20 protein-coding genes are annotated in these 23,860 nt (G+C 59.2%); 12 read left to right on the top strand and 8 right to left on the bottom strand.

Annotation, left to right across the window (positions count from 1 at the left end; genetic code table 11):
- Positions 1-275: 275 nt before the first annotated feature.
- The 5 genes from MWU54_RS12410 (at position 276) to MWU54_RS12390 (ending at position 5,576) form a co-directional block, all read left to right on the top strand.
- A complete protein-coding gene (locus tag MWU54_RS12410) occupies positions 276-1,643 on the top strand; it encodes an FAD-binding oxidoreductase (protein ID WP_247084197.1) in 1,368 nt (455 codons plus the stop codon).
- A gap of 272 nt (positions 1,644-1,915) precedes the next feature.
- The gene (gene dctP, locus MWU54_RS12405; protein ID WP_247084196.1) at positions 1,916-2,893 is read left to right on the top strand and encodes a TRAP transporter substrate-binding protein DctP; all 978 of its coding nucleotides are present in this window, start codon (positions 1,916-1,918) and stop codon (positions 2,891-2,893) included.
- Positions 2,894-2,898: 5 nt separating this feature from the next.
- A complete protein-coding gene (locus tag MWU54_RS12400; protein ID WP_247084194.1) occupies positions 2,899-3,411 on the top strand; it encodes a TRAP transporter small permease in 513 nt (170 codons plus the stop codon).
- A 6-nt stretch (positions 3,412-3,417) separates the two neighbouring features.
- The gene (locus MWU54_RS12395) at positions 3,418-4,692 is read left to right on the top strand and encodes a TRAP transporter large permease subunit (protein ID WP_247084192.1); all 1,275 of its coding nucleotides are present in this window, start codon (positions 3,418-3,420) and stop codon (positions 4,690-4,692) included.
- Entirely contained in the window at positions 4,671-5,576 is a 906-nt protein-coding gene (locus MWU54_RS12390) for an isocitrate lyase/PEP mutase family protein (RefSeq protein ID WP_247084183.1), read from the top strand. Before MWU54_RS12395 ends, MWU54_RS12390 begins: the two co-directional genes overlap by 22 nt.
- Positions 5,577-5,724: 148 nt before the next feature.
- Here MWU54_RS12390 and MWU54_RS12385 read toward each other — a convergent pair whose 3' ends face one another.
- Positions 5,725-6,963 carry an L-rhamnose isomerase gene (locus MWU54_RS12385; RefSeq protein WP_247084181.1) on the bottom strand — a complete coding sequence of 413 codons (1,239 nt, stop codon included), beginning with the start codon at positions 6,961-6,963 and terminating at the stop codon, positions 5,725-5,727.
- Between the two features lie 9 nt (positions 6,964-6,972).
- The gene (locus MWU54_RS12380) at positions 6,973-9,075 is read right to left on the bottom strand and encodes a bifunctional rhamnulose-1-phosphate aldolase/short-chain dehydrogenase (protein ID WP_247084179.1); all 2,103 of its coding nucleotides are present in this window, start codon (positions 9,073-9,075) and stop codon (positions 6,973-6,975) included.
- Positions 9,076-9,261: 186 nt separating this feature from the next.
- On the opposite strand from MWU54_RS12380, the gene MWU54_RS12375 reads away from it, so the two are divergent.
- From MWU54_RS12375 to MWU54_RS12345, 7 genes are all read left to right on the top strand, one after another.
- Complete coding sequence (locus tag MWU54_RS12375) at positions 9,262-10,062, top strand: DeoR/GlpR family DNA-binding transcription regulator (RefSeq protein ID WP_247084177.1); 801 nt, start codon at positions 9,262-9,264, stop codon at positions 10,060-10,062.
- A gap of 39 nt (positions 10,063-10,101) precedes the next feature.
- A complete protein-coding gene (gene rhaS / locus MWU54_RS12370) occupies positions 10,102-11,103 on the top strand; it encodes a rhamnose ABC transporter substrate-binding protein (protein ID WP_247084175.1) in 1,002 nt (333 codons plus the stop codon).
- Between the two features lie 110 nt (positions 11,104-11,213).
- Positions 11,214-12,707, top strand: a complete 1,494-nt coding sequence (locus tag MWU54_RS12365) for a sugar ABC transporter ATP-binding protein (RefSeq protein ID WP_247084174.1) — start codon at positions 11,214-11,216, stop codon at positions 12,705-12,707.
- A 10-nt stretch (positions 12,708-12,717) separates the two neighbouring features.
- Positions 12,718-13,701, top strand: a complete 984-nt coding sequence (locus tag MWU54_RS12360; protein WP_247084172.1) for an ABC transporter permease — start codon at positions 12,718-12,720, stop codon at positions 13,699-13,701.
- Complete coding sequence (locus MWU54_RS12355) at positions 13,698-14,684, top strand: ABC transporter permease (RefSeq protein ID WP_247084170.1); 987 nt, start codon at positions 13,698-13,700, stop codon at positions 14,682-14,684. Before MWU54_RS12360 ends, MWU54_RS12355 begins: the two co-directional genes overlap by 4 nt.
- A complete protein-coding gene (gene rhaM, locus MWU54_RS12350; protein ID WP_247084168.1) occupies positions 14,684-14,998 on the top strand; it encodes an L-rhamnose mutarotase in 315 nt (104 codons plus the stop codon). The genes MWU54_RS12355 and rhaM overlap by 1 nt, the downstream gene beginning before the upstream one ends.
- Entirely contained in the window at positions 14,995-16,380 is a 1,386-nt protein-coding gene (locus tag MWU54_RS12345; protein WP_247084155.1) for an FGGY-family carbohydrate kinase, read from the top strand. The genes rhaM and MWU54_RS12345 overlap by 4 nt, the downstream gene beginning before the upstream one ends.
- A 222-nt stretch (positions 16,381-16,602) precedes the next feature.
- On the opposite strand, the gene MWU54_RS12340 is transcribed toward MWU54_RS12345, so the two are convergent.
- The 6 genes from MWU54_RS12340 to MWU54_RS12315 are packed head-to-tail and all read right to left on the bottom strand — an operon-like array spanning position 16,603 to position 23,757.
- Positions 16,603-17,979: an FAD-dependent oxidoreductase gene (locus MWU54_RS12340; RefSeq protein ID WP_247084146.1), complete on the bottom strand. Its 1,377-nt coding sequence runs from the start codon at positions 17,977-17,979 to the stop codon at positions 16,603-16,605.
- Positions 17,960-18,826 (bottom strand): isocitrate lyase/phosphoenolpyruvate mutase family protein, encoded by an 867-nt coding sequence (locus MWU54_RS12335; protein WP_247084137.1) that lies wholly within the window; start codon positions 18,824-18,826, stop codon positions 17,960-17,962. The genes MWU54_RS12340 and MWU54_RS12335 overlap by 20 nt, the downstream gene beginning before the upstream one ends.
- Positions 18,823-19,443 (bottom strand): isochorismatase family cysteine hydrolase, encoded by a 621-nt coding sequence (locus MWU54_RS12330; protein WP_247084119.1) that lies wholly within the window; start codon positions 19,441-19,443, stop codon positions 18,823-18,825. Before MWU54_RS12330 ends, MWU54_RS12335 begins: the two co-directional genes overlap by 4 nt.
- Positions 19,440-21,503: a hydantoinase/oxoprolinase family protein gene (locus MWU54_RS12325; RefSeq protein ID WP_247084110.1), complete on the bottom strand. Its 2,064-nt coding sequence runs from the start codon at positions 21,501-21,503 to the stop codon at positions 19,440-19,442. The genes MWU54_RS12330 and MWU54_RS12325 overlap by 4 nt, the downstream gene beginning before the upstream one ends.
- Positions 21,500-23,194, bottom strand: a complete 1,695-nt coding sequence (locus MWU54_RS12320) for a hydantoinase B/oxoprolinase family protein (RefSeq protein WP_247084108.1) — start codon at positions 23,192-23,194, stop codon at positions 21,500-21,502. Before MWU54_RS12320 ends, MWU54_RS12325 begins: the two co-directional genes overlap by 4 nt.
- Positions 23,191-23,757 (bottom strand): DUF4440 domain-containing protein, encoded by a 567-nt coding sequence (locus tag MWU54_RS12315; protein ID WP_247084087.1) that lies wholly within the window; start codon positions 23,755-23,757, stop codon positions 23,191-23,193. Before MWU54_RS12315 ends, MWU54_RS12320 begins: the two co-directional genes overlap by 4 nt.
- Between the last annotated feature and the right edge of the window lie 103 nt (positions 23,758-23,860).

Raw genomic sequence — 23,860 nt, 5'->3', positions numbered from 1 at the left:
GCGTGCGCCGCGTCGTCCTTTCCATCGAACGCGAGGAGCCAAGCGTCTGGCCAGGTGGATTCTCGCCCGCCTTCACCACAGGACTGCATTGGTCGATGCAAGAATTCATAGATACCGAACTTGCTTATGAATATTCAGCTACGCTACGGGAATGTGTGCGTATCACACGGGCTGCAGAACGTCGGATTGCGAACATGCTTTTGGGCATAGAGCGCCGTCGCAAATTGTATGGCTCAACGCGAAGCGCGACCAAACTATAGACCGGGAACAGGCAAATGTCGGACAAGACCTATGACGTCGCAGTAATCGGAGCAGGAATTGTTGGCATAGCAACGGCCTATTATCTTCAAAAAAACCACGGCATCGCGCGCATTGCGCTGATTGATGCGCAGACGCCAATGGCGTTCACATCGGCGCAATCGGGGGAAAACTACCGCAACTGGTGGCCGCATCCCAGCATGGTGGCCTTTACCAACCGCTCGATTGACCTTTTGGAAGACATCGCGCGCGACAGCGCCAACCGTATCAACATGAACCGGCGCGGGTATGCACTGGTGACGCGCAGCACGGATATTGGCGAACTGGTCCAGCAACTGCATGACGGGTTGGGCGCGTCAGCCGACGATCTGATCCGCTATCACACACGCGGTGATACCGACCGATACAGTCCACCAACGGCACCTGATTGGGAAACGGCGCCCGTCGGAGTGGACATTTTGCAAGACCGGGCGCCGATCCAAAAGACGTTTCCATCCTACAGCCCGGATGTGCAGACCATCATCCACATCCGCCGCGGGGGCGATATCAACGGTCAGCAGTTGGGGATGTATATGCTCGAAGCCGTGAAAGACACTGGCATGGAGCGTATTGAAGGATCGGTGGAAGCCATAGAACCGGGTGACGGGTTTGTGCTGAGTGTGAGCGGCGCTGACGGCACGCGCGACATCCGCGCTGACAAGATCGTCAATGCCGCAGGTCCGTTTGCCGGTAAAATTGCACAGATGCTGGGTGTGGAACTGCCGATCTACAACACGTTCCAGCAGAAGATTGCGTTCGAGGACCGTGAGAATGCCATCCCACGGGCCATGCCATTTTCCATTGATCTCGACGGTCAGCAGATCGACTGGTCAGATGAGGAAAAGGAAATGCTGGCCGCTGATCCCGATTTCCGCTGGTTGGCCGAGAGTATGCCGGGCTCCATTCATTGCCGCCCGGATGGCGGCGACACCGGCAAATGGATCAAACTGGGCTGGGCCTATAACGAAACGCCTGCCGAGGCGACATGGGAGTCGCCGTTGGACGACAACTTTCCCGAAATCGTGCTGCGCGGTGCCGCGCGGCTTAACCCGACCCTGAAGACTTACTACGGTCGGCTCCCCCGCACGATGTATCACTATGGCGGCTGGTACACCATGACCGAGGAAAACTGGCCCCTCATCGGGCCCATGGGTCCCGAGGGCGCGTTTATGAACTGCGCCCATTCCGGGTTCGGCACCATGGCGGCCTGCGCAGGCGGTGAACTGGCTGCAGCTTGGGTGGCGGGAGATCCGACACAATCCTACAGTCGAGAATTCTCGCTCGCCCGACGCGATGATGCCGTACTTATGAAACGACTCCGCGAGAGCGCGAAAGGCGTTCTTTGACTGTGGTTCACGGAAAGCCGAATTTGGTTTGACCGACGCAATTTGTTTCCATCGTCACCGACAGGCTGTCTGACGCATGCTGATGTTCGAACATCATCCGTAACGACCGCTCGTGCAATTCGCGAAAGCCCGAGAGTGACCAGCCCGTATCCTCACGAAGTTTGCGACAGTCCCCTTGACAGAACGGGGAAGCTGTAGATTGTTTGGTCGCTCGTCGTACGGGGAGGTACGGCACAATCGGAAAAAGAATAGACCCTTGGGAGGAGGAAATCATGAAACATCTGCTAGGCAGTCTTGCCGCAGCGGCCATGCTCTATGTCAGCCCCGCATTCGCAGACACGACATTGCGGATTACCTTGCAGCTGCCGCTTGCAAGCCACCTTGGCCAGAACCTTCTGATGTTCAAGGAAGAGGTCGAGGCCAATTCCGATATAACGGTCGAGATCTATGACAGTGCGCAGCTTTACCGCGACAACGAAGTGCCCGAAGCGGTTGGCGCGGGCGAGATCGAGATGGGGGTTGCGTCACTGACCCGCTATGTCGGTGAAATCCCGGCTGTCGATATTTTCTACATGCCCTTCGTCATGAATACCGAAGAAAAGGTCCGCGCGGCAGTGGCCCCCGGCTCGCCTGTACGGGACCCGATTGATGCGGCGATCCGTGAAACGGGTTCGCATGTTCTGTGGTGGCAGGCCTATGGTGGCTCGGTTCTTCTGAGCAAGGATGAACCCCTGCGCGGCCCCGAGGACATGGAGGGCAAGAAAGCCCGCGTATTCGGCAAGTGGCTGGGCGAATGGGTCAGCGTTCTGGGCGGCGCACCGACGTTGATTTCCGGCTCTGAACAGTTTCTGGCGTATCAGCGGGGCACCGTCGATATCGGTATGACCGGTGTGTCCGGCGTTGTTTCTCGCAAGCTTTGGGAAGTGATGGACGCCATCACCGTCGTGAACAACGCGGATATCGAATTTATCGTCGTCATCAACGAAGATGTTTGGGAAGGCCTGACCGAAGAGCAGCGCACTGTTCTGACAACAGCCGCCCGCAATGCAGAAACCGCTGTGCGCGATTACATGTCGGAGTTTGAGGCCGATGCGTTCAAGCAGGCGGAAGCCAATGGCATGACCGTCTACTATCCAACGGACGAAGAAATCGCGAGATGGAAGGAAGCCTCTGCACCGACGATCGAGGCATGGCTGGCCGAGTCCGGCGATCTGGGTCGTCAATTGCTCGACGCCGCAGAAAACTTCTGACCGCAATGCAGTCAGTCGCATCTTTTTTCGATTGGCTTGCCGATCGGTTGGCCCAGCTTTGCGGCTGGGCCTACTTTACCATCGGGCTGATGCTGGGCTTCGAGGTGGTTGCGCGCTACTTTTTCAACGCGCCGACCATTTGGGCCGAGGAACTGTCCCGACTGCTGTTTATCTTTGCCACGCTGCTTGCTGGCCCAGCGCTGCTGCGGCACAACCAGCATATCCGCGTCACGGCTCTAACGGCGTTGATGGGTCCGGGTGCACAGCGCGCGGCGCGACTGGCGGCGCTGGCTTTTGTGGTCGCGTTCTGCTGGGTGCTGGTCTGGTACGGCAAGGATGCGCCGCTCAATTCGTTCGAGCGCGGACGCTCCTCGGGCAGCATGCTGGATATCCCGGCCTGGTGGGCACAGTCCGCCGTGCCGCTGGCCTTTGGTCTGCTGGGCATCCAGGCCATTATCGAATTCATCCGCTGCGCGCTTGGCGCGCCGCTCCCTACCGACGCTCATGCACCGGAATAATCCCAAGTGACTGTTCTTGCCATTCTGTTTGCACTTTTCGTGCTGCTGCTGATCGGAGTGCCCGTGGCCTTTGCCCTTGGCGGGCTTGGGGTTACGTTGCTGATCCTTGGGGATTTTGCCCCGCGCATCGCAGCAACCGGGCTTCTGTCCTCGTTGGACAGCTTCATTCTGATCGCCGTGCCGTTGTTCCTGTTGATGTCGAACATCCTGTTGCGCGGTGGGGTCGGGCGCGACCTGTTTGCAGCGGTGCAAGCCTGGGTCGGTCACTGGCCTGGCGGGCTGGCCGTGGCGACAGTGATTTCCTGCGGATTGTTCTCGGCCATCTCTGGCTCATCGGTCGCAACGGCAGGCACCATCGGATCGGTCGCCATTCCCGAGATGACGAAGCGCGGCTACCCTAGGTCTTTCGTGTTCGGATTGCTCGCGGCCGGGGGCACGCTTGGGATCCTGATCCCACCCTCGATCATTCTGATCGTCTATGGCGTGATCACCGAATCCTCGATCCTTGATCTGTTCATGGCGGGGATCGGGCCGGGCCTTTTGCTGATGGGCCTCTTTATCGGGTACTCGATGCTCTACGCGCGGTTTTCGTCGCAATACACCGCAACTCCCAAGGCCAGCTGGGCCGAACGCCGCAGCACGGGCCTGCGCGCACTGCCGACGATTGCGTTGGCGGCTTTGGTCATTGCGGGCATTTACGCCGGTTGGTTTACGCCAACCGAAGCCTCAGCCATCGGCTTCCTTGGCGCGCTGTTTCTGACATTCGTTGTGCTGCGCAGCCTTGATCTGGCCGGGCTGAAAGACGCGGTCATGGACGGGCTGCGCGCATCGGCGGCGATCCTGCTGATCGTGGGCTGTGCCAAGGTTTTTGGCAAAGCCATCGCACTGTGGCGCATCCCGCAGGATGTGTCGGCCTTTATCACGTCCAACATCGACACAATGGGGTTGTTCATCATCGCCGTCGGGCTGGCGCTGCTTATCATGGGGCTGTTCATGGAAGCGCTCTCCATGATGCTGATCATGATGCCGGTCCTGGCAGGCGCTGTGATGGCGCTGAACATTGACCCGATCTGGTTCGGCATCTTCTTCGTGCTGATGGTTGAATGCGCGCTGATCACACCGCCGGTCGGATTGAACCTCTACGTCATTCAGGCCATTGGGCGCGCCAGCCTGGGTGAGGTCGCCCGCGGGGCCGCGCCCTTTGTCGCGATGATGTTGACCACCGTCTTTATCATCTACTGGTTCGAGGATATCGTCCTATGGCTTCCACGGATACTGTAACCACGGCCCCGCAACACAGCGCCGCCGCACGACTTCGCGCACGGCTGGAAACGGGCAAGTTGCTGGTCACGCCCTCTTGCGGCGATGCGTTGTCGGCCCGTCTGATCGAGGACGCCGGGTTCGATGCCATGTTCATGTCGGGCTTTGCCGTCTCGGCCCATCGCATCGGCGCTCCGGATGCGGGGCTGATCTCTTACGGCGAAATGCGCGATGCGGTGCGGGATATCTGTGCTGTGACCCGCCTGCCCGTGCTGGCGGACGGTGACACCGGATATGGCAACGCAATGAATGTGCGCCGAACCGTGGCGGGGTATGCGCGTGCGGGTGCAGCGGCGGTGATGATCGAAGATCAGGTCGCCCCGAAACGCTGTGGACATACCAAGGGCAAGCTGGTTGTCGACCGGGCAGAAGCGGTCGATCGCGTCCGTGCCGCCGATGATGCGCGCCGTGAAAGCGGACAGGACATCCTGATCATCGCCCGCACAGATGCGCGCCACGGCCACGGGTTGGACGAAGCCCTTGCCCGGGCACAGTCATTCCATTCCGCAGGTGCCGACATCCTGTTCGTCGAAGCCCCGCATTCCGAAGCCGAAATGCGCCGCATCTGTTCCGAACTGCCGGGATGGAAGATGGCAAATATGGTCGAGGGTGGCGCTACACCCATCCTCCCACCCGAGCAATTGGCAGATATCGGTTACAACCACGCAGCCTATCCGCTGACCCTGATGTCCGCCGCAATGCGCGCCATGCAGGACGCGCTGGCCGCCCTGCGTGACGGTCGCCCACCGCAGGGGCTTTTGGCGTTCGAAGAACTGCGTCGCCTTGTGGGTTTTGACGACTACTACGATCTGGAGACGCGCTACACCGACCGCCGCCCCGATTGAGCCGTCCCGCGCGGCTGATCCCTGCGAATGGGTAGAGCACCGTGAGTGGCCACAGAGTGCAAACTGTCCACGCGAATGCAATGAACCGCGTCGCATTTGGCCCTTCAATCAGCCTCGCGTCTCTGATCGTCCAGAAACCGCGGCCACTCTATCCACGGTCTGCAACCAGCGCCTGATACCGATCAAGCTCTTTGATCAAACCTTGGCCGTTCGGAACATCTTCGCGCGCGGCGAACTCGTTCCAGACAGCGCCGAAAGGCATGTCCTTGAATTCTTCTGTCAGCACGAAGCGGGTCGTGAAATCCTGGCTGCTTTCAGCCGCTTTCAATTGCTGCAGAGGAAGCAACAAGGCCCGCAGCAATGCCTTTTGCATGTTACGCGTCCCAATCACCCAGGCGGCAGTTCGGCTGATCGTGGCGTCAAAGAAATCGAGGCCGATATGTGTGCGCCCGAGCAAATCGGCGCTGACAAGCTCTTGCGCCATTTGCAAAATGTCATCATTCAGCAGGATAACATGATCGCTGTCCCACCGCATCGGCCGCGAGACGTGCAGCAAGATTTCGTCCAGCGACAGGGCAACCGCGCTGAGTTTGTCAGCGATATTCTCAGTTGGATGGAAATGACCCATATCGAGGCACAACAACGTGCCGTTGCGTATGGCGTACCCCATGTAGAATTCATGGCTGCCGACAGTGCAGGCCTCTACCCCGATACCGAAAAGTTTGCTTTCAACCGCGTCCAGCATCTGCGCCTTGTCTTGCGGCGGCGCAAGCATCGTATCCAGAGACGCCTCCAAACGCTTGCGGGCTGACATCCGATCAATCGGCGTGTCCTTGTAGCCGTCCGGCACCCAGATGTTGTTCACACAAGAAGAACCAAGGGCTGCGCCCATCTGCGCCGCGATATCCCGGCTGCGCTTTCCGTGTTCAATCCAGAAATCGCGGATGCCCTGATCCGGGTGGCTGAGCGTCAGATTATCGTCCGCCTTGGCGTGGGCGAAAAAGGTTGGATTGAAATCCAGCCCGATCCCCTGCCCCTTGGCCCAGTCGACCCATGGCGCGAAATGCGCAAATTCGATCTCGTCACGATCCGGATTGGCATCCGTGTCCAGATACATCGCATGCAGGTTGAGCCGGTGCGACCCCGGGATCATCGCATAGGCGAAGTCCAGATCGGCGCGCAGTTCATCGGGTGTGCGGGCGCGGCCCGGATGGTTGCCGGTCGCCTGAATGCCGCCACCGGACGAGCCTGACTTTTGCTCGAACCCGACAACGTCGTCGCCTTGCCAGCAATGCATCGAAATCGGGATCGTTTTCAGCCGATCCAATGCAGCTTCTGTATCAACGCCCCAGTCGGCAAAGGCGGCTTTTGCGCTCTCATAGCTCATGATGTGCCCCTACCGTGTAAACGCTTGGACATTGCCCGCGTCCACATTGATGATGTTGCCCGTTGATTTGGAGGACGTATCGGCAGCGAAGAAATAACATGCTTCCGCGATGTCTTCCGGGAATACGGACCGCTTGAGCATGGACCGCTGGCGATACATCTCTTCCAGTCCGTCCTTGTCGGTGCCGTAGGTGCCCGCGCGTTGCTCCAGCCAGTCCCCTTCCCAGATTTTCGATCCGCGCAGAACCGCGTCCGGGTTCACGACATTGACACGAATGCCCGCTTCCGCGCCTTCAAGGGCCAGACACCGTGCCAAATGGATTTCCGAAGCTTTCGCTGTGCAGTAGGCCGCCGCATTCGGCGAGGCCGCGAGGCCGTTTTTGGACGCGACGAACACAACGGCACCGCCCATGTCCTGGACACGCATCAGCTTGAACGCCTCACGACTGACCAGGAAGTAGCCCGTGGACAGAATGTCCATGTTCTTGTTCCACAGTTCCAGCGATGTTTCTTCGATGGGGGCTGACGATGCGATGCCCGCGTTGGACACCAGAATGTCGACGCCTCCGAATTCGACGGACGCATCCGCAAACGCCGCTGCGACGGCCTCTTCACTGGTCACGTTCATCACAACGCTGCGCACCACATCGGCACCAAACCGATCAGTCAGCGCGGTCTGCGTCGTGGCCAGCGCCTCTTCATTGATATCGGCAAGGACCACGCAAGCGCCTTCGGTCAGATAGCGGGCTGCCGTTGCGGCACCGATGCCGCCCGCGCCGCCGGTGACCAAGGCCACGCGCCCGGCCAGGGATTTCGGTTTCGGCATGCGCTGCAGCTTGGCTTCTTCCAAGAGCCAGTATTCAATATCAAAGGCTTCCTGCTCGGGCAGGCCCTGATACTCACTGACGGCGGACGCGCCGCGCATGACGTTGATCGCGTTCACATAGAACTCGCCGGAAATGCGCGCGGTTGCCTTGTCCTTGGCGAAGGTCATCATCCCGACGCCGGGCACAAGATAGACCACCGCATTGGGATCACGCAGCGCCGGGCTGTCGTCTTTCTTGCAGCGCTCGTAATAGGCCGCGTAGTCTTGGCGATAGGCGTCAACCTGGTCCGGCAAGCCAGCCACCACCTCTTCGATATTGCCTTTCGCAGGATCAAAGGGGACGACCAGCGGCCGGATCTTGGTACGCAGAAAATGATCCGGGCAAGAAGTGCCCAAAGCGGCCAGCGGTTGCATGTCTTTGGCATTCACGAATTCAAGAACCGCATCGCTGTCGTTGAAATGTCCCACCATATGCTGGTTACCGGATACAAATCCGCGAATGGCGGGCATGAGGCGCGCTGCAATTTCACGACGCGCAGCGGGCGACAGGCTTTCATGAACGGCGCCACCGAAGGCTGGCACACCTTCGCTGCGCTCTGCCAACCACTTGGTCGCGACATTGATCACATCGATTGTCTGATCGTAACAGCTTTTGGACGTATCACCCCATGTGAAGAGCCCGTGGCTTTCCAGTACAACCCCATCGGCATTGGGGTTCTTCACGCAGAAATCCTCAAGCCATAGGCCCAACTCATACCCCGGCTTTTTCCATGGCAACCAGCCGATGCGGTCGCCGAAGATTACCCGCGTCAACTCCTTGGAGTTCTTGGAGGCGGCGATCGCGATGATGGCGTCCGCGTGCACGTGATCCACATGCTTTCGGGGGACATAAGCATGCAACGGCGTGTCGATCGACGCCGCGCGGGGGTTCAATCGAAAGGTGCAATGAGGCAGGTAGGCCACCATCTCGTCTTCGAATTCCACACCGCGATACAGGCCTTTGAGCGCGGTCAGCTTTTCCATGTAGAGCGTTGCAAACCCGTCCTTCTTCATAGAGCCGATATCGCCGCCCGACCCTTTCACCCAAAGGACCTCGACGTCCTCACCGCTAAGCGGATCTGCTTCCATTACTTTGGCCGACGTATTGCCGCCGCCGTAATTGGTCACGCGCTTATCCGAGCCGAGAATATTTGAGCGATACAGCAAAAGGTCCGATTCGCTCATACCCTTGGTGGCGGCATCATCCCAGCGGCTTTCCAGAAGTTGAGTTTGCAGTGATTTCAACATGTTTCCTCCCGATTGGCGCTCTCCGCCGACCAAATGTTTCCGCATCAGGCTGATTGGAGCGTGTCGCTTTGTCAATCATTATCAATCATAATTAGTCATGCTGCACCGCAGTATGATCAGTTTTGATTGTTTTTGATTGACAGGTGATCCGAATCTGGACAGCTTAGACGACACGGGAGGACGACAATGCACGAGAAAGAACGCCACACGATCATCTTGTCTGCGATCGAAGAACGCCCTGTTGTGACGGTGGTCGAGCTGTGCAATCTGACCGGCGCGTCAGAAGCCACGATCCGCCGGGACATTGCGACGCTTGATCAGGAAAAGCAGCTTCGACGTGTGCGCGGCGGTGCGGAGGCACTGAACCCTCCCCAGTTCGTGGGTCTTGCCGGACGCCCGTTTTCGGTGAACGAAACCATCCGCATCGAAGAAAAGCAGGCCATCGCTGCGGCAGCCGTCGATTTGTGCGACGATGGTGACGCGATCATCATCAATGGCGGCACAACGACGTTCCAGATGGTGCATCCGCTGGCGACGCGCCGGTTGCAGGTCTTCACCAATTCCTTTCCGATTGCCGAGCATCTGCTCAAGCATTCGAAGAACACGATCATGCTGTCCGGCGGAACGATCTACCGCGAACAGAACATCATCCTGTCGCCTTTCGACAATGACGTGACGCGCAATTTCTGCGCACGTCGCATGTTTATGGGCGCTCAGGGCCTTGGCCCTCTCGGCCTAATGGAGGCTGATCCGCTGCTGATCCAAGCCGAGCAGAAACTGATCGGACAGGCCGACGAGTTGATCGTCTTGGCCGACAGCACGAAGTTCGAGCAACGCTCAAGCCTTGTTCTGTGCCCGCTCTCACGCATCAGCACCGTCATCACGGATGACCAGATTTCAGACAAGGCGGCTTCCATGCTCGAAGCCGCAGAAGTGACCCTGATCGTCGTCCAGCCGGGCGGCGCTCAGAAAAACATGGCCTCATAAGCGGGGCCAATTCGCGAACGTACTTTAGGGAGGAAACCAATGAAACGTCGCACATTTACCAAACTCACCGCAGGTCTGACGCTTGCTGCCAGCCTGTTCGGCACAACCGCCATGGCACAGGACAACATGCGCATCGCGCTTGTTGTCAAAGCACTGGGTATCGGCTTTTTTGAAGCAGCCGCACAAGGCGCAGAAGAAGCTGCCGCCGAAATCGGCGGGGTCGAGATCATCTATACAGGTCCAACCGACACGACTGCGGAAGGCCAGATCGAGGTTATCAATTCCCTGATTGCCCAGGGTGTTGACGCCATCGCCGTGTCTGCCAATGACACAGATGCGCTGGTCCCAACGCTGAAAAAGGCCATGCAGCGCGGCATCACGGTGATCTCGTGGGATTCCGGCGTCGCAGAGGAAGGCCGTCAGGTTCACCTGAACCCATCTTCCAACGCACTGATTGGCAACATGATCATCAAGCTGGCTGCGGATCACCTGCCAGACGGCGGTGACGTGGCGGTCCTTTCTGCAACGACAACATCGACAAACCAGAACATCTGGATCGAAGAAATGACGAAGGTCATGGGCAACTACCCTGGCATCAATGTCGTCGGCACCGTCTATGGCGATGATCTGGCGGACAAGTCCTATCGTGAAGCCACGGGCCTCATGCAGTCTTACCCCGACCTTGATGCCATCATCGCACCGACATCCGTTGGCATCGTTGCCGCCGCTCAAGCGGTTGCCGATGCGGGCAAGATTGGTCAGGTCAACGTGACCGGCCTTGGTCTTCCGTCCGAAATGGCGGGCGCGATCGAAAGCGGCGCGTCCAAGTCCTTTGCGATCTGGAACCCGATCGATCTGGGCTATTCGGCCGCCTATATCGCCCACGCTTTAGCGTCGGGTAATGCCACGGCCGAGGAAGGCGCGGAAATTTCCATCGGCCGCGTTGGAACGATCACGCTGGACGAAACAAACTCTGCCGCGATGGCGGATCCGTTTGTCTACGACGCGTCCAATATCGAGCAGTTCAAGTCGATCTTCTAAACACACGACCCTGTCCCCGGCGCGGCCCATCGCTGCGCCGGGGCATGTCCCCCTTCACATCGAGGCGAGTCATGCTGCAACACACAGACACTGCTCTGCCGTCTCAAGGCATGACGCTTGATCAAGCTGTGCTGGCGCTGCACGGTATCACGAAGACGTTTCCCGGCGTCAAAGCCTTGTCCGAGGTTTCGCTGAGCCTCTACCCTGGACAGGTCACGGCCCTGATTGGGGAAAATGGCGCGGGCAAATCCACCGTCGTCAAAATCCTGACCGGCATTTACCAGCCCAATGGTGGCGACATCCTTGTCGATGGACATCCCACACCTTTCCCGACGCCACAAGCCGCTGCCGACAATGGCGTGACAGCGATCCATCAGGAAACCGTTCTTTTCGACGAGCTTTCTGTCGGCGAGAACATCTTCTTGGGTCACGCGCCGCGCGGCGCTTTCGGATTGATCGACCGCAAGAAAACAACGCAGATGGCCCGCACGCTTCTGGACAGTATCGGCGCAAACCTTGATCCCGACCTTAAGCTCAAGGACCTTGGCATCGCGAACAAACACCTTGTCGCCATTGCCCGCGCCCTTTCGATCGAAGCGCGCGTGGTCATCATGGATGAACCCACGGCCGCCCTGTCGCACAAGGAAATCGAAGAGCTTTACGAACTGGTCGAAAGCCTGAAAGCGCAAGGCAAGGCGATCTTGTTCATCAGCCACAAATTCGACGAGATCTTTCGGATTGCGGACAACTTCACAGTCTTTCGCGACGGCCAATTGATTGGCGACGGCGCGATTTCAGACGTGACCGAAGCCGAACTGGTCAAAATGATGGTCGGCCGTGACGTCAGCCAGATCTTTCCCAAAAGAACACCCAACGTGGGCGCTCCAGTCCTGTCTGTCAGCGGCTATGCTCATCCGACAGAATTCGAAGACATAAACTTTACGCTTCGCAAAGGTGAAATCCTGGGATTTTACGGGTTGGTCGGTGCCGGGCGGTCAGAATTCATGCAATCGCTGTTCGGAATTACGCGCCCCTCTGCCGGGTCGGTCGAAATCGACGGCACGGCGGTGGACATCAAATCGCCCGCCGATGCGGTCGACAACGGGATCGTCTACGTGCCCGAGGATCGCGGCAAGCAGGGTGCGATCCTTGATCTTCCGATCTTTCAGAACGTCACCCTCCCCTCGCTTGGGCGTATCTCGAACAAGGGTTTCCTCAAGCTTGCCGAGGAATTCAAACTGGCGCGCGAATATACCGAGCGGCTCGATCTGCGCGCGGCCTCGCTGGACACCCATGTCGGCAACCTGTCCGGCGGCAACCAACAAAAGGTGGTGATTGCCAAATGGCTGGCAACCCAACCCAAGGTCATCATACTTGATGAGCCGACCAAGGGCGTGGACATCGGCTCGAAAGCCGCGGTTCACGAATTCATGGCCGAATTGGCGGCACAAGGCCTCGCAGTGATCATGGTCAGTTCTGAAATTCCCGAAGTACTGGGTATGTCAGACCGCGTGATCGTGATGCGCGAAGGCCGGATCGTTGCCGAACTGGCAGACGCAGATCTACAGCCAGAAACACTTGTCCGGCACGCTGCTGGCATATGAGGACGCACGCATGTTGAAACGATTGATCACAACGCGCGAGACACTTCTAGTCGGGGCCATCATCTTGTTGCTCGTCCTGATTTCGTCGCGGTTTCCCGCCTTCATTGCGCCCTCGAACCTGGCCAATGTGTTTAATGACACCTCTCCACTGATCCTTCTCGCAATTGGCCAGATGATCGTCATTCTTACCAAGTGCATTGACCTCAGCGTCGCAGCCAACCTCGCGCTGACGGGCATGGTCGTCTCGATGGTCAACATCGCAGCGCCGGACTTGCCGATCATCTTCACGCTGGCCCTTGCCATCGGGCTGGGCACGCTGCTGGGGATGTTCAACGGCATTCTGGTGTGGAAGCTGCAAATTCCGCCCATTGTCGTGACCCTCGGGACGATGACGATCTTTCGCGGTCTGATTTTTCTGATCTCTGACGGCAAATGGGTGAACAGCCATGAAATGAGCCCGGCGTTCAAAGCCTTTCCGCGCATGGAACTGCTGGGTCTGCCAGTCCTGAGTTGGATTGCCATCCTGGCCGTGATCGCCTTCACGATCCTGATGACACGGACGACCCTGGGAAGGGCGTTTTATGCCGCGGGCGGAAACCCCCATGCCGCGACTTACGCAGGGATCAACGTCGGGAAAACCCAGTTCTGGGCGTTCACGATCTCGGGCGCTCTGGCAGGTCTGACAGGCTATCTCTGGGTGTCGCGTTTCGCCGTATCCTATGTGGATATCGCGGGCGGGTTCGAACTGGACGTCGTGGCCGCCTGCGTCATCGGCGGTGTCTCGATCATGGGTGGCATCGGCACCGTTGCGGGCGCGCTTCTTGGGGCTTTGTTCCTTGGCATCATCAAAAACGCCCTGCCTGTTGTCGATATTTCTCCCTTCTGGCAACTGGCCATCTCCGGTGGCGCGATCATTATCGCCGTCGCGCTGAATGCGCAGGCCAACCGCGAGAAAGGTCGCATCATCCTCAAGCGTGCGGAGCATATCTCATGAGCACCACAGACCGCCTGATCCCCGACCGTCTTCGCTCTCCGATGGAGCAACGGCTGAAAAGCTGGGAGACCCTACTCTTGCTCGTGGCCATCGGCATTTTCGTCGCCAATAGCTTTGCCTCGCCCTATTTCCTGAACGCCTGGAACCTAAGCGATGCCACGTTCAACTTCACCGAAAAGGCAATGATCGCCTTCGCCATGGCGCTGTTGATCATCTCTGGTGAAATCGACCTGTCCGTCGCCTCTATTATCGCGCTGGCCTCGACGGCGATGGGCGCTGCCGTGCAGATCGGCGTTGGCACGCCCGGCCTTGTGTTGATCGGTCTGAGCGTCGGCCTCCTGTGCGGCGCGTTCAACGGGGTGCTTGTCACCCGCATGGGGTTGCCCTCGATCGTGGTGACCATTGGCACCATGAGCCTGTTCCGCGGCATCAGCTATATCGTGCTGGGCGATCAGGCGTTCCGGGGCTACCCCGAGAGTTTCTCTTGGTTCGGTCAAGGCTATGTCTGGTGGGTGATCTCGTTCGAATTCGTGCTGTTTGCAATCATCGCGGTGATCTACGGCGTGCTGCTGCACAAGACCAACTTTGGACGCTCGGTCTATGCCATCGGCAACAATGCCACCGGTGCAATGTTTTCCGGCATTCGGGTGCAACGGGTCAAGTTCATCCTGTTTCTTCTGACCGGCCTGATGTCTGGCGTGGCGGCCATCTGCCTGACCGCGCGACTGGGCTCGACGCGGCCTTCCATCGCAACCGGATGGGAGCTTGAGGTTGTCACCATGGTTGTTCTGGGCGGGGTCAGCATCCTTGGCGGATCAGGCACGATTGTCGGCGTGGTCATCGCAGCCTTTGTCATGGGGCTGGTTACCTTCGGATTGGGCCTGTTGAACGTGCCGGGTATCGTGATGTCCATCGTGATCGGTGCGCTGCTGATTGGCGTGATCGCCCTGCCGCGCCTTTGGTCCATGTGGCGGGCCCGATAATGGAGAAATACGCTTTTAAGATGCATCTTAATCCCGGCTGCCGGGCGGAGTACATCAAGCGCCATGACGAGATCTGGCCGGAGCTTGTGACGCTCCTGAAACAGGCGGGCGTCTCGGACTATTCGATCCATCTGGACGAAGACACCGAAATCCTTTTTGCCGTTTTATGGCGCGGGGACGGGCACGGGATGGACGCATTGCCCGATCATCCGGTGATGCAGAAATGGTGGGCGCACATGGCCGACATCATGCAGACTCATCCGAGCAACGAACCGGTGGTCAAACCGCTTGAAACCGTGTTTCACATGCCATGACGCGTCACGTCGCCGTCATAGATATCGGAAAGACCAATGCGAAACTTGCCTTGGTCGACGGCCAGTCCCTGTCCGAGATTTCCGTAATCACACGCCCCAACACGGTTCTACCGGGCCCGCCCTATCCGCATTTCGATGTAGAGGGGCATTGGGAATTCCTACTGGACGGCCTATGCGATTTTCACGTACAGCACGGGATCGACGCAATCTCGATCACAACCCATGGGGCCTGCGCTGCGCTTTTGGATGCGCAAGGTGGGCTGGCGGCACCGATCCTCGATTACGAACATTCCGGTCCTGATGAGGCCTTTGATGCATATAGCGAAATGCGCCCTCCGTTTGCTGAAACCGGATCGCCGCGTCTTGCTGGCGGGTTGAATATCGGCGCGCAACTGTTCTGGCAATTTCAATGCGATGCTTCGCTCAAGGAGCGAACCGCCCAGATTGTCACCTACCCGCAATACTGGGGCGCACGGCTTACGGGCGTGATGGCCACGGATGTCACATCTCTGGGATGCCACACAGACCTGTGGATTCCGTCTGACGGGCGCTTTTCCTCATTGGTCGAAAGATTGGGAATTGCGGAAAAACTCGCCGCTGTTCGCAAGCCGCACGACGTCCTCGGGCCTCTATTGCCTCTGGTTGCCGAACGCACCGGCCTGCCGCCAGAAACGCCCGTCTATTGTGGCATTCACGATTCCAATGCATCCCTCCTGCCCTATGTTCAGGCAGAAAACCCGCCTTTCAGCGTCATTTCGACAGGAACATGGGTCATCGCAATGTCCGTTGGCGGAAAGCCGGTTGAGCTTGATCCACATCTGGATACTTTGATCAATGTCACCGCCTTCGGGCAACCTGCCCCGTCCGCGCGTTTCATGGGCGGGCGCGAACACGATCTGGCCACGGGCGGCATCTCTGCGGAGCCAACTGCTGAAGACCTGCACTTTGTGCTATCAAACCGGGTCATGCTTTTGCCCGCGCTTGCACCGGACAGCGGACCGTTCAAGGGACGCGTTTCCGCTTGGGTCGGGGAAGAACCGGACACGGGAACAGGGCGTCGCGGCGCCGCAGTGGCCCTCTACCTTGCTCTTGTGACGGCCGAATGCTTGTCCAATATCGGCCACGACGGGCACATCATCGTAGAAGGTCCCTTTGCCGGCAATCACCTTTACCTTCAAATGTTAAGCGTCGCGATGGCCGCAGATGTATTTCGGTCATCGGGAACAACAGGAACCAGTTCAGGTGCCGCGATGCTGGCTTTGGGCGAAACAAAGGCCCGCCCGATCACCGATCATCCGATTACGGTCAGGGCAGAAGACGAACGTCTGCTTCAAGACTATGCGGCCGTGTGGCGTCAGACGGTGCACCACCAAGCGCATTAGCGGGAACCTCGCAGTCACGTGCGCATTAAGGCCTCAGTATTTTAATCCCGGGTGACGTTGCAGATCTCGCAAAGATGACGGGCGTCACATGCCTCCAATCCGGTCCCACGCTCACCGCCTGATGGTTTCGATGGTGGGATCGGGCACGGACTTTCGCTTGTGTGTTCAAGCAGCGTTTACGCTCAAGCCAGTTGCAACTGCGTTAGAGTTCATCCGCATGGATCACCCAACGGACGCGGCTTTTCCGGCGATCCGGCCCAAAACAGCGGCGGCCAGCAAGCCGTTTCCCGACAGATAGCCGCTATCCTTGCGGCCCGACACACCGCAGGCTGCGCCGCCACCGGCGAAGAGATTTGCAATCGGCGTGCCGTCGCGCGTGACGACCCGTGCGATATCATCCACTCTCAGACCGCCTTGCGTATGAAAAAGCGCACCGGTCACCCGCACGCCGCAAAATGGCGGTGCAAGGCGTGTTGCGCCGAACTCACGGCCAAAGTCATCTCTGCCAGGGTTGGGGATCTCGGCGATGGTCCTTTTGAACTTGTCCGCTGGCAGTCCAAGCGCAAGCGCGAGGTCGTTCAGGGTGGTCGCCGTCTTGATCGCACCTTGGGCTTCGGCGCGTTTGAAGTCCTCGAATTGCCGGGCGATGTCGGCGATGCGCGCATCGAAGACGGCAAAAGCTTCGCCGCCCGGTTGCGACAGCACCGCACGCGCCGCCTCCGAATAGCCTTGTGCCTCGTTCCAGAACCGTTTGCCCTGCCGGTTCACTTGCACCCCGCCTTCGGTGATCGTGGCCCAGGTTATGAGGATGCCATGCGGGTGGGCCACGTTGCCATGACCTTGGTAAGCGCCAAGATGGTCGGTTGCTGCACCGATCTGTTCGGCCCACTGCACCGCCTCCCCGCGATTGCCATCATGGCCGAACCAAAGCCCATCTTCGATCTCGGGCATATGGCGCGCCACCAGTTCGCGGTTGCCGCCATAGCCGTTGCAGGCAAGGATCAGGCGACGGCACCTTATGGTTTCCACACCTCCATCGGGGCGTCGAACGGCAATGCCGTGGACACCCCCGTCCTCAAAGAAAAGCGTCTCTGCACGGCGTTCACAGATGATGTCGATCCCGGCCCGCTCAGCGGCGCTGCGCAGCGCGTCGATAAGCTCTGCACCTGAACGTGTCGGAAGCCCGTGCATCCGGCGGGCCGAATGACCGGGATAGTCGAAATCATCCACTACCGAGAACGGCAAACCGTGCACCTCGACCAGCCAGTCGATCACCGGGGCCGAATTCTGTGCCAAAAGGTCCACCAAAGCCTGATCGTTCTCGCCATGCGCCTTTGTTTGAATATCGGCGGCAAAGTGGGCGGGATTGTCCTTTATGCCCGCCGCGTGCTGCAGCCTGGTTCCCGCCGCAGGGATCAATCCCGCCGACAAAGCGGTGGAGCCGGAGGGCACGGCATCGGCCTCAATCACCAAGACCTTTTGCCCGGCTTCCTGCGCCGACAAAGCGGCAATCAGCCCGCAGGCACCGGCGCCGACAATCAGGGTTTCGACTGAGAGATCGAACCGCTCGGGCGGCCGCTCAACTGTCGGAACCGTCATAGCGTGCCCCTTTTTTCAGCATCTCTTCGGTTCCCATAATGCCGTTGAGCCCCGCAAAATCGAACATCCTGTCAGCGAAGGGCTTGTTTGACCCGTGCTGGGCAAGGCTTTGGTAATAATCCTGCGCAGTGCGGGCCAAAGCGCGGACGATGCCACCGGGGAAAATGACGATGGAAAAGCCGAGGCCTTCAAGATCATCCGCGCCAGTGACTGGCGTGGCACCGCCTTCCACCATATTGGCCAGAAGCGGAACACGTCCGGCAAAACGTTTGGTGATTGTTTCAAGCTGGTCGCGATTCTGGGGGGCTTCGACAAAGAGCACATCCGCACCCGCCTCAAGATACGCCTCGGCGCGATCCTCGGCGGCTGAAAACCCTTCGACGGCAATCGCATCAGTCCGCGCGATGATGAGCGTCTGATCCGAGGCGCGGGCATCGGCCATCGCCGCGATTTTGCCCACCATTTCGGAAGCGCTGATCAGAGATTTGTCCGCCAGGTGCCCGCAGCGCTTGGGGTAGGTCTGGTCTTCCATCTGCAAGGCTGACGCGCCTGCACGCTCGTAAAGACGCATGGTGCGCTGCGCGTTGAGCGCGTTGCCAAAGCCCGTATCGGCGTCGATGATCACAGGCAGCATCGTGCGATCCGCAATCAACGTCATGGTATCCGCCATCTCGGACGCGGTGGTCAGGCCGATATCGGGGCGCCCGAGCCGCGTATAGGCGACGGCTGCACCGCTGAGATACAGCGCCTGAAACCCGGCCGTTTCGGCCAGAGAGGCGGTCAGCCCGTCATAGACACCGGGGGCGATGACGATCTCTTTTTGCTGTAGGCGCGCGCGCAAGCTCATGATGCACCCTTGATCAAAGCCAACGCCTCGGCGCAGGTCATCTGGTGGGTGATCGTGCCCAATGACAAGAGCGTGGCGTCATGCACGTCCTGTTTGAAGGCCGCGCAACCGTCTGTGAGCATGACCGTTTCGATGTTGCGCAGATGCGCGTCCCGCAAGGTAGAGGCGACACCGCCGTTGGTCACGATGCCGCCGACGATCAGATGATCTATGCCGACGGCGCGCATCAGGTATTCCAGCCGAGTCTGGTAGAAGGCCGAATAGACAACCTTTTCAATCACGAAATCCGCCGGCTGCAGCGTATCCACAAGCGTGTGCCCAAAGCTGCCGGGCGCGAAGTCACCTTTGCCAAGAAACGGGCGCAGTTCTTTCAGATGCGGCGCGATAAGCGGTTCGCCGTCCTTGTCCGGCACCAGTGTGAACTGGGCCGAGAAATAACGCCCGCCCTTGGCCTGAATGGCCCGTGCCAGCGGGGCGATGCGATCCGGCAAGGCAAGGATGCTGTCCGCGCCTTGGCCCGCGCGCCCATACGCGCCGTCCGGATGGATAAAATCGTTTTGCAGATCAATCGTCAAAAGCGCCGTGCGCGCGATATCCCACTTGCCCGGCTTGCTCATGATACATCCTCCGAGGTTTCGATAATGGTGTTGCCGAACGGGTCGACCCGGCCCCGCAAATGCGGCTCGATCAGAACGGTCGTGTCGGGCTGTGTCAGGATCGCGGGGCCTTTGATGACAGCACCCACCGGCAAAGAAAGCCGGTCATAAATCGCCGTGTCATGCCATGTATCAGCGAAATGTACCTGTCTTTGGCCGATAGGGTCGCGTGAGCCGCCCTCGGTTGGAGCCAGAGCACTCAGGTCGAATTTGGGGCGTTTGCCGGTCACGGCGCTGCGCAGGTTCAAAATGCGCCGCACACCGTTCTGCAGAAGCCTGCCAAAGGTGGCGCGATAGGCGGTGTCAAACGCCTCTTCGATCTCGGCCCGTGTGGGGGCGGTCACCTTACCGTCCAACGTCTTCACGCTCACTGGCACAGAAACAGTATGCGTCTGCCCGATATAGGCCATGTCGAGTTCAAAACTCAGCTCACGCGCTTCGAATTTGGTGCGCGCGGCATCAAGAAGCGCCATGCCCTGATCGGCATGCGCTTGCATGAATGTCCCCAACGCCGTCTCATCCAGCGTGTCGACGAGCGAGTTGATGGTTTGCACGAAATCCTGCCGCATATCGGCAATCACACAGCCCATCGCCGAGGTGACCCCAGGATAACGCGGGACAATGGCGCGCGCGATCCCCACTTCGGCCAGCATAGCACCGGTATGAAGCGCGCCGCCGCCGCCAAAGGGCATAAAGGCAAAACGTTTGGGATCAAAACCGCGTTCGATACTGACAAGTCGGATCGCCCCGGCCATGCGGCTGTTGGCGACCCTGAGGATCGCCTCTGCAGCCTCGACAGTGCTAAGTCCCAGTGGCGCGCCCACATGCTCGTCAATTGCGCGGCCTGCAGCGGTCAGATCCAGCCGGTCAAGTTTGCCGCCGATTGGGTTGTCCGGATCAATCCGGCCCAGCACGACATTGGCGTCCGTCACGGTTGGACGCGTATTGCCAAGCCCGTAGGCAACCGGCCCCGGATTGCTGCCCGCACTTTCCGGACCGATATTGAGCAGCCCACCCTTGTCGACCCACGCAATGGACCCACCGCCAGCGCCAATTGTGGTGATTTCGATCATCGGGTTGCGCACGACCATTCCGAAATCAATCGACGTCTGCGGCGACAGCATCGACTGCCCCTCGGCAATCAAGGACACGTCAAAACTTGTTCCGCCCATATCGCCGGTGATGATGTTTTCAAACCCCGACGATTGCGCGATATACCCCGCCGCAATGACACCGGCAGCAGGACCGGAAAGCGCGGTGCGCACGGGCAAACGGCAGGCGGTGTCGACCGCCATCACGCCCCCATTTGATTGCACGATCATAAACTCGCCATCAAACCCACCTGCTTTGAGCGCGTTTTCCAGCCGCCCCAGATAGCCAGACACTTCGGGCTGTAAATAGGCGTTCAGCGCAGTGGTCGAAAAGCGTTCGAATTCACGGATCTCGGGCAGAATCTCGGACGAGGCCGAGACGTGCTCATTGTGCCAGACCTTGCGAAGCGCGGCGACAGCGGCGTCTTCGTTGGCCGTGTTGGCATAGGAATTGGCAAAGAGGATTGCGACGGCTTCGCACCCCTGATCCTGCAACGTCTTGGCGGCCATGCGAACGGCATCAATATCCACAGGCGTGCGGATCGTGCCATCGGCCAATGTGCGCTCGGGCACTTCGAGACGGTTGCGGCGGTCCACCACCGGTTCGAAATCTCCGCGCAGGCCCCAGGTGCGCGGCCGATCGCGTCGGCGCATCTCCAGCACGTCGCGCAACCCTTCGGTGCAGATCACGCCCGTCGTTGCGCCCTTGCGTTCCAACAAGGCGTTGGTGCCGGCTGTCGTGCCATGCACGACGACCGCGATTTCCGACAGGTCCTGCACCTCGCAGCCAATCCCGTCAAGAAAACCGCTCGATTGGTCGGGACGCGTCGTCGGCACCTTGGCAACGCTGGCGGTGCCCTCGGCCTCGTTCAAAACGAAGACATCGGTAAAGGTGCCGCCAACATCGACACCGATCATACGGCTGCTCATGCCGTGCCCTCCCGCCATTTGGTGCCGTAGATCGCGTCCGCCTCGGCTTCGCTCACCAGACCGCGCGCCACGTCGAGGGCCACGGCATCCACGCTGCGTTCAGCCGCCGCGCCATATCCGCCGCCTCCCGGCGTTTCGAGACGCACAGCCTGTCCCGCCTTGAGTTTGATGCCGCGCATTTTCGAGGCCAGTTGCGGGCTGTGCCAGCCGTCATCCTGCTCATATTGGAACACGTTCATGGCCGCCTCGCCGCCGCCTGCAATGCCTTTAGGCGCAAATCGCCCGCGCTCGCCAAAAAGGAAGGCCTCAGCACCGTTTTCCTCCAGCACTTCGATCTCGTAGATCGCACCAAGTCCGCCGCGATGCGCGCCCGCTCCGGCGCTATCCGGGCGCAACGCCCATGTGCGGAACATCACCGGATATGCGGCTTCCAGAATCTCCATCGGCGGGATTGTCGCAGTGGAAATGGGCGCATTGCCGTGGTTCAGCCCGTCCGTTTCGATCGAGCCGCCATGCCCCCCGCCATAGAAAGAAAACATCACCCATGGCTGCCCGTTCTTTTTCGTCCCCGCAATCGAGAGCGCGTTAATCGTGCCATAAGCATTGGCGACAACGCGGTCGGGCGCAGCCTGCGCAAACGCCGAAAAGACCACATCGATCATCCGCAGAATGGTTTCAGTATAACCGCCCGTCGGCGCTGGAAATTGCGCGGCAAGCAGGCTTCCTTCGGGGACGATCACATTGATCGGGCGCATCACGCCTGCATTTGCGGGCAGCGCCGGAAAGACGTGCTTGATCGCGACATAGGCCGTTGCCACAGTCGTTGGCAATGCGATGTTCACGGGGCCTGCGCATTGCGGCGACGACCCCGTGAAATCAAGCGTCATCTCATCGCCTTTGATCTCAAGCGCAATCTGGATCTTCAGCGGCGCGTCAATGATCCCGTCATTGTCCAGATAATCCGTCGCTTCCCACCGGCCATCGGGCAGATCGGTGAGTTCAGATCGCATCAACGCTTCAGCCCGGTGACCGAGCGCCTCAAGCGCGGCGGTGATCGTGTCGGCGCCATATTCATCCAGCAATTCGTCCATCCGTTTGACGCCCAGATCCAACGCCCCAAGCTGGCCGTTCAGATCCCCCATCGCCGATTGTGGCAAACGGGTGTTACGAAGGAGGATGTCGATAATGTCCTGATTGATCTCGCCCTTTCGGGCAAGTTTTACAGGCGGCAGGTTGAACGCTTCCTGAAACACATCTGTCGCCGCAGGATTATAGTTGCCGGGCACAGCGCCGCCCACGTCATGCCAGTGTCCGACCGAAGCGAGATAGCAAAACAACGTTCCATCGCGGAAATAGGGCCGCACGAGGCGCATGTCAGACAGGTGCGTGCCGCCGATATGCGCATCATTGAAAATGTAGATGTCGCCGTCTTCCAGGTCACCGTCCCGGGCGGCTTTTTCAATCACGGCTTTTACCGCGAAAGACATCACACCCACGAAAATGGGTAGTCCCGATTTTCCCTGCACCAGCGTATCGCCCGACACCGCATGATAGAGCCCGTGGCTTGCGTCATGCGCTTCGGCGATGATCGGGTTAAAGGCCGCACGGAACAATGTCGCGTCCATTTCATCGGCAATCTGCTCCATCCGGCCTGCGAGGACCGACAGGGTAATGGGGTCAATCTCACTCATACGTTTGCCCTCACTTCGGCCATGTCGTTCCAGACGTCTTGCCTGCTGATTTTGCACCCCGTGATCTCGAACCGGTCGACAAAGCGGATGCCGTCAAAGCGCTGACTGTCGTGGTATTCGCCTTGCAACGTGCCGCGGCAATAGACGATGGCGGCTTCGCCCGCGCCCTGCATCGCGTCAAAGCCGTCATAGGTTTTCGTGACGAATTTGTAGCGCGGTTTTGACCATTCGATCAGCTCTTCCAGCCTGTACATCGGCGCGGTTCCAGGAAAAGTCATGGTAAAGCCGTCGCCCAGCAAAGCGCGCGCCTGCTCCAGATCGCGCGCCTCCATCGCAGCAAGATAGTCCTTGACGATCTGAACAGGATCGGGGCGCGCCGGCGCGGGGCTGCGCGGCGTGCCCCCGCGGTAATAATCGGCAATCGGCATATCGCGGATCATCACCGCGACCAACTCGGGCGCGGCTGGAACCACGAATCGCACTGCATCGGTCAACGCCGCACCAAGCCTTTGTTTTTCTTGCGCATTATAGCCTTCAAGAACGTGCAACTCGACGATTGGCATGACCATCTCCCTCCCACAATCTGTATTATTTGTAATACATATATTGCATCATTCCAAAGAATTTTTCGGCACATTCAGAATACTAATCCTTGCTTTTGGAAAG

The sequence above is a fragment of the Marivita sp. S6314 genome, assembly GCF_023015985.1.
Classification (GTDB): Bacteria; Pseudomonadota; Alphaproteobacteria; order Rhodobacterales; family Rhodobacteraceae; genus Marivita.
Note: the sequence above shows the minus strand (reverse complement) of the source record. Positions and strands in the feature narration are given on the sequence as shown.

What these genes read in the sequence shown, in the direction of transcription:
- MWU54_RS12410 (WP_247084197.1), top strand. Translation starts at nt 276, where the DNA reads ATGTCGGACAAGACCTATGACGTCGCAGTAATCGGAGCAGGAATTGTT.
- dctP (WP_247084196.1), top strand. Translation starts at nt 1,916, where the DNA reads ATGAAACATCTGCTAGGCAGTCTTGCCGCAGCGGCCATGCTCTATGTC.
- MWU54_RS12400 (WP_247084194.1), top strand. Translation starts at nt 2,899, where the DNA reads ATGCAGTCAGTCGCATCTTTTTTCGATTGGCTTGCCGATCGGTTGGCC.
- MWU54_RS12390 (WP_247084183.1), top strand. Translation starts at nt 4,671, where the DNA reads ATGGCTTCCACGGATACTGTAACCACGGCCCCGCAACACAGCGCCGCC.
- MWU54_RS12385 (WP_247084181.1), bottom strand. Translation starts at nt 6,963, where the DNA reads ATGAGCTATGAGAGCGCAAAAGCCGCCTTTGCCGACTGGGGCGTTGAT.
- MWU54_RS12380 (WP_247084179.1), bottom strand. Translation starts at nt 9,075, where the DNA reads ATGTTGAAATCACTGCAAACTCAACTTCTGGAAAGCCGCTGGGATGAT.
- MWU54_RS12375 (WP_247084177.1), top strand. Translation starts at nt 9,262, where the DNA reads ATGCACGAGAAAGAACGCCACACGATCATCTTGTCTGCGATCGAAGAA.
- rhaS (WP_247084175.1), top strand. Translation starts at nt 10,102, where the DNA reads ATGAAACGTCGCACATTTACCAAACTCACCGCAGGTCTGACGCTTGCT.
- MWU54_RS12365 (WP_247084174.1), top strand. Translation starts at nt 11,214, where the DNA reads ATGACGCTTGATCAAGCTGTGCTGGCGCTGCACGGTATCACGAAGACG.
- MWU54_RS12360 (WP_247084172.1), top strand. Translation starts at nt 12,718, where the DNA reads ATGTTGAAACGATTGATCACAACGCGCGAGACACTTCTAGTCGGGGCC.
- MWU54_RS12355 (WP_247084170.1), top strand. Translation starts at nt 13,698, where the DNA reads ATGAGCACCACAGACCGCCTGATCCCCGACCGTCTTCGCTCTCCGATG.
- rhaM (WP_247084168.1), top strand. Translation starts at nt 14,684, where the DNA reads ATGGAGAAATACGCTTTTAAGATGCATCTTAATCCCGGCTGCCGGGCG.
- MWU54_RS12345 (WP_247084155.1), top strand. Translation starts at nt 14,995, where the DNA reads ATGACGCGTCACGTCGCCGTCATAGATATCGGAAAGACCAATGCGAAA.
- MWU54_RS12340 (WP_247084146.1), bottom strand. Translation starts at nt 17,979, where the DNA reads ATGACGGTTCCGACAGTTGAGCGGCCGCCCGAGCGGTTCGATCTCTCA.
- MWU54_RS12335 (WP_247084137.1), bottom strand. Translation starts at nt 18,826, where the DNA reads ATGAGCTTGCGCGCGCGCCTACAGCAAAAAGAGATCGTCATCGCCCCC.
- MWU54_RS12330 (WP_247084119.1), bottom strand. Translation starts at nt 19,443, where the DNA reads ATGAGCAAGCCGGGCAAGTGGGATATCGCGCGCACGGCGCTTTTGACG.
- MWU54_RS12325 (WP_247084110.1), bottom strand. Translation starts at nt 21,503, where the DNA reads ATGAGCAGCCGTATGATCGGTGTCGATGTTGGCGGCACCTTTACCGAT.
- MWU54_RS12320 (WP_247084108.1), bottom strand. Translation starts at nt 23,194, where the DNA reads ATGAGTGAGATTGACCCCATTACCCTGTCGGTCCTCGCAGGCCGGATG.
- MWU54_RS12315 (WP_247084087.1), bottom strand. Translation starts at nt 23,757, where the DNA reads ATGCCAATCGTCGAGTTGCACGTTCTTGAAGGCTATAATGCGCAAGAA.